The organism is Komagataeibacter kakiaceti JCM 25156 (assembly GCF_000613305.1).
The window spans coordinates 1-3,642 of the sequence record NZ_BAIO01000229.1 but is presented as its reverse complement, the minus strand read 5'-3'; the positions used below and the strand labels follow the sequence as shown (position 1 = coordinate 3,642).

4 protein-coding genes and 1 pseudogene are annotated in these 3,642 nt (G+C 63.8%); 1 reads left to right on the top strand and 4 read right to left on the bottom strand.

From position 1 onward, the window contains the following. The 3 genes from JCM25156_RS11220 to JCM25156_RS11210 form a co-directional block, all read right to left on the bottom strand. The coding region (locus JCM25156_RS11220; protein ID WP_025813143.1) for a thiamine pyrophosphate-binding protein at positions 1-1,108 on the bottom strand (1,108 nt) is incomplete at its 3' end. Positions 1,109-1,148: 40 nt separating this feature from the next. Beyond that, positions 1,149-1,352, bottom strand: coding sequence for a hypothetical protein (locus JCM25156_RS29445; RefSeq protein WP_159104989.1), 204 nt, complete (start codon positions 1,350-1,352; stop codon positions 1,149-1,151). Further along, a complete protein-coding gene (locus tag JCM25156_RS11210; RefSeq protein WP_034959440.1) occupies positions 1,345-1,770 on the bottom strand; it encodes a cupin domain-containing protein in 426 nt (141 codons plus the stop codon). Before JCM25156_RS11210 ends, JCM25156_RS29445 begins: the two co-directional genes overlap by 8 nt. A 171-nt stretch (positions 1,771-1,941) precedes the next feature. On the opposite strand from JCM25156_RS11210, the gene JCM25156_RS11205 reads away from it, so the two are divergent. Continuing rightward, positions 1,942-2,349 (top strand): hypothetical protein, encoded by a 408-nt coding sequence (locus JCM25156_RS11205; protein WP_242402613.1) that lies wholly within the window; start codon positions 1,942-1,944, stop codon positions 2,347-2,349. A gap of 40 nt (positions 2,350-2,389) precedes the next feature. Here JCM25156_RS11205 and glk read toward each other — a convergent pair. Next, a pseudogene (gene glk / locus JCM25156_RS23700) lies at positions 2,390-3,359 on the bottom strand (glucokinase). Positions 3,360-3,642: the final 283 nt, after the last annotated feature.

The following is a 3,642-nucleotide window of genomic DNA, read 5'->3' as shown; positions in this document are numbered from 1 at the left end:
CCCGCCGCTGCGCGCGCGCGGTGGCCACCGCTGCCCGCATGGCAACGTATTCGGCACGACGGGGCTGGGTTTCCCTTTCCAGCAGGGGCAGCAGGCCCCTGAGCGAAGCCCGGATATTGCCCACCAGTGAAAGCGGGGTCTGGAACGTGCGCCCCAGATCCCGCGCATCGGCCGAGACCTGATAGACCGCACAACCCGGCGGCACGGGAGAACCTTCCGAATACAGGATGGTAATCAGCGATTTGCCACCCAGCGCGAAGATGGCGTCATAATCCGACAGGCGGCGGGCGATGTCCGTGGCCCGCGTGGGCATGTTGCCCGCCCACATGGGGCATGACGTGGCGAAGGGAATGCGGGAAGGCCATGATGCGCCATAAACCGGCGCGCCGAGCAGTTCGGCCACCGCCGCCACTTCCTGCGCGGCGTTGGCGCCATGCACCTCATCCCCCGCGATGATGGCCAGACGCCCCGGCGTGATGCCCGCCAGCGCGCGGGCCAGTTCCGGCAGGCCGCCCGCGATGGAGTCCCGATTGATAACGGATGGCGCGCCAATGTCGATATCGCTGGCTTCCTCCATCACATCCATGGGCAGCGACAGGAACACCGGCCCGGACGGCGCGGCCATCGAATCGTTGAACGCGCGCCTGACCAGCACGGGCAACTGGTCCGCATGCAGCACTTCCTGAGCCCATTTGACGGCGGGCGTGGCGATGCTGACCAGATCACCGAACAGGAGCGGATCGGAAATCGTATGCCGCGAATCCTGCTGCCCCGCCGTCACGACAAGCGGTGTCTGCGAAACGCTGGCATTGAGCAGGTTGCCCATGCCATGGCCCAGGCCACCGGCGGTATGCAGGTTGAGGAAACCGGGACGGCCCGCCGCCTGTGCGTATCCATCAGCCATGGCGACAACGCTGGCTTCCTGCAACGCCAGGATATAGCGCAGATCCGGGCGGCGCTGGAGCGCATCAATCAGCGGCAGCTCCGTCGTGCCGGGATTGCCGAATATGTAGCGTACACCCTCACTTTCCAGAATTTCCAGAAGGATATCGGCCCCCCGCCGCCCTCCTGTCCGCTGTGCCGCGACATCAAGCGGTGTAATGGCCATTACTGTTTCCTGCCTGTTATGAGGGTGTTGGCCTATCGCATCATGTTTTCAGGCCCGGGTCCACCACATGGCGGGCAGGGCAGGCATCATTTTTTTTCTTGATATTGATAATGATTATCATTACTAAATGAAAACCCGTGGTCCGGCAGATTCCCGACCGTCGATTTCCCGACCTTCCCACGGCACCTTCCGGCATCACCAGATATTCTGGTGATGCCGTTTTTTTATGCCGCCCTTCAGCCATAATCCTCCAGATGGGTGACGAAGGTCAGCCCGCGCGTGGCGTCCGTGTCCACGAAATGCACGTCATCGGGCGCCCGGCGCGGGGTATCGGTGGCCAGGAAAACAACCGGCTCATGACCGACCGGCTCGACACCATGGACGATATTGCGCTGGAAAATGACCATCTCACCCGGGGAAAGCAGGCGGGCGGGATCATCCTCGATCAGGAAATTCAGGCGGCCCGACAGCAGGAGCAGGTGTTCATCGCACATGCGGTGAAAATGCCGGGGCAATGGATGGTAGATACGGAACAGCCGCATGCTGCACGACGGGCTGTCGGACAGGTAGGTATCAACGATCAGGCTATCCGCGCGGGATGGGAAGCGTTTGCCGATCGCATTGAAATCAAAAAATCTGTAACGTCCGTCCATGTGCGTCATGCTCCCTGACCCTGTCGGCGGCCCTCGGAACGGCGGGACGGCGGGACGGCACCGCGCCCGTTTATCCCATACCGGACCATGGAGATGATATGATACCATACCCCCATGAAAGCACGCCTCTTGCCCGCTGACCGCCCTGCCCCCCGGCCCGCCCCGGCGGCGCCATCGGGTATGGAAAATGATGCCGGTTTTCCCCTGCCCACGGTTATCGAGACGCTGCACCGCACCGGGGCCATCAGCGCCCACCATGTCGCCGCCGCCCGGTTCTGGGCCACGGATTACCGGATCGGGGTCATGGGGCTGGAAGACCCGCAACTGGAGCGGACATCGTGCGGGCTGTCCCGCCGTCCCCTGAACGGGCGGCTGGGTTCCATCAACCGCTACAGATATATTCACGGCATCATCGGCTACCGTTACGAGCGTGTGCTGATCGCGGCCCTCATCAACAACCGGCCGATGCGTGATCTGGCCCGCAACACCCGCCATGACCCCCAGCACATGGACAGTGTCATGGCGCTGCTGCTGGATATGCTGACCCGCCATTACGACGCGATGCCCGGCCACCTGTGGCAGGGCTGAGACACACGGCCGCCTGGAAGCTGTTTTCAGACAGCTTTTTTTACTGGCGATAGGCTTCGGCAAAGGCGGCGGCAGCTCCCAGCAGCCCCGGCTCCGGATAGGTAATCAGCTTGACGGGCATTTCCGCCATCATGCCCTCGAACCGGCCTTTGGCCACGAACCGTTCGGCAAAGCCGGAACTGGGCAGGTGTTTCGCCAGACGCAGCCCAAGCCCGCCCGCGATCACGACGGCGCTACCCCCCTGCGCCAGCGCGAGATCCCCCGCCACCGTGCCCAGGCTGAGACAGAACCGCTCCAGCGCCGCCGATGCGACCGGGTCGCTGCCTTCCAGCGCCATGGTCCACAGGGCCTTGTCATCACGCGCCTTGACCGAAAGCTCGCCGATCTCGGCAATGGCTTCGTACAGATTGAGCAGCCCCGGCCCGGAGACCACGCGTTCGACCGACACGCGGCGGTAACGCCTGCGCAGCACGCCCAGGATGCGGTCCTCGAACTGGTCCAGCGGGGAGAAGTCGATATGTCCCCCCTCCGTCTCACACACGAAGTAACCGCCCCGCCGCCGCACGATATAGGCGGAGCCAAGCCCGGTGCCCGGCCCGACGATGGTGATGACCCCCTGCTCGGGCAGGGGCACGTCGGGGCCGCACAGGTGCTGAAGCTGTCCGCCCCCACCTGCGCCACCGCATGGCCGACCGCACCGAAATCATTGACCAGAATCAGTTCGTCCACCCCCAGCTTGACCGGAAGCCACGCGGGCTGGATGACCCATGGATTGTTGGTCAGCTTCAGGATGTCGCCCTTGATGGGGCAGGCCACCGCAATCCCGGCCGACCGGGGCAGCGGGCGGTCAATCGCGCGGCCGAAGGTTCCCACGCCAGTTGCACGCTGGCATGGTCGGCGCATTTCAGGGTCACCGCCTTTCCCAGAGTGACAACCCGCCCCTGATCCACCTGGGCGATGGCGAACCGTGCATGGGTTCCGCCAATATCAACTGCGACGATCTCTTTCATGTCCGGTCACGCTCCGTGGCCATATGGCGGTTTCCTGCCTGTCATCAATCCCTGAACCTGCCTGCAATCCAGCCTGGCCGATACCGCAGGGGCTCGGGTTACCACATCCACCCCGACAAAAAAAACCGGCATGAGCGCGATTTTTCGTGGGGCGGGCCACAAAAACCATGGCCTGGCCCGCAGGCTCAGTCCGTCTGGTCGGCCTTTATGGCCGAGAGGATCCGCCGCTTGAGCGGCCATGGCACCAGCGTATCCACCAGCCGCAGCACCGAAAACACGAACG